The sequence below is a fragment of the Corynebacterium gallinarum genome (assembly GCF_014837045.1).
Taxonomy (GTDB): domain Bacteria; phylum Actinomycetota; class Actinomycetes; order Mycobacteriales; family Mycobacteriaceae; genus Corynebacterium; species Corynebacterium gallinarum.
The window spans coordinates 1-1,456 of sequence record NZ_JACSPR010000023.1; the positions used below are offsets into that span (position 1 = coordinate 1).

1 protein-coding gene is annotated in these 1,456 nt (G+C 58.2%); it reads left to right on the forward strand.

Annotation, left to right across the window (positions count from 1 at the left end):
* Positions 1–122: 122 nt before the first annotated feature.
* Positions 123–1,376: an IS256 family transposase gene (locus H9627_RS14075; protein WP_191734641.1), complete on the forward strand. Its 1,254-nt coding sequence runs from the start codon at positions 123–125 to the stop codon at positions 1,374–1,376.
* Positions 1,377–1,456: the final 80 nt, after the last annotated feature.

A 1,456-nucleotide genomic window follows, 5' to 3' on the forward strand; every position in this document is an offset into this window, starting at 1 on the left:
GGTGGAGTCCATTAGCGTGGTGTATCTGTAACTGCCGGTGAGGGACCCCATGAACACATGAGGCGACCACCGCAGGTACCTTTCGACTCAACTCCTACATATCCTCGAAAGGACAACCCACGATGGCCGCTGGACCCTATTCTATCGACCCCACCACCTACCTCGACGAATTGCTCGCCCAAGCATCCCCCGATCTCATGCGAGAAATGCTTCAAGGCTTCATCAACCAGATCCTCTCCACCCAAGCCGACCAGGTGTGCGGCGCCGACTACGCCACCGTGTCTCAGGACCGGGTTAACACCCGCAACGGATACCGCCACCGCGACTTCGACACACGCGTGGGCACCATCGACGTCGCCGTGCCCAAACTCAGAACCGGATCCTTCTTCCCGGACTGGCTGCTCGAACGACGCACCCGTGCCGAACGGGCCCTGACCACCGTGATCGCCACCTGCTACCTCAAAGGTGTGTCCACCCGCAGGATGAACGACCTGGTCGCCACCTTAGGGATCAACAATCTCTCAAAGTCCCAGGTATCTGACATGGCCAAAGACCTCGATGTCATGGTCGAAGAATTCCGCACCAGACCCCTTGATACCGGACCCTACCTCTACGTTTCCTGTGATGCACTAACCATGAAGGTCCGCGAAGGCGGGCGAGTGGTCAAGACTTCTGTCCTGGTGGCCACCGGTGTCAACGCCGAAGGCTACCGGGAATTACTCGGCATGCAGGTCGCCACGAGTGAGTCGGTGGCGTCGTGGACGGGTTTCTTCCGGGATTTGAAGGCCCGAGGGCTCAACGAGGTCTATTTGGTCACCAGTGATGCCCACCTGGGAATTCAGCACGCGATTGGTGAGGTGTTGCCGAATGCCTCGTGGCAACGGTGTCGCACGCACTTTTCGAAGAACCTGTACGGGATGGTGTCGAAAACGCAGTGGCCCACATTGTCGGCGATGTTCCACACGATTTTCCAGCAGCCTGATGCGGCGTCGGTGTGGGCTCAGGCCAGGGATGTGGTGGAGTTCTGTCAGCAGAAGTTCCCGGATGTGGCTGATTACCTGGAAGAAGCCCTGGATGAGCTGCTGGCGTTCACGCAGTGCCCGAAGGCGGTGTGGACCAAGGTGTGGTCGAATAACCCGACCGAGAGGCTCAATCGGGAGATCCGCCGGCGCACTGATGTGGTGGGGATCTTCCCGAACCGGGATGCGGTGATCCGTCTGGTCGGGGCTGTCCTGGCGGAGCAGCATGATGATTGGATCCAGCAGAAGCGGTACATGTCGTTGACGAGCTTGGAGCAGACCAGGGTGATGATGACTGCGAACATCATCGATTCGGACGATATTACTTCTGAGATCATCCGGAAGGATGTGGCATGAGCCAGCATCGGTTTCTAGCTCGTGATGGTCCGTGAGGTCGTTACGCTGCTTGTTTTATCGAAAGGGCAGATACACCACTC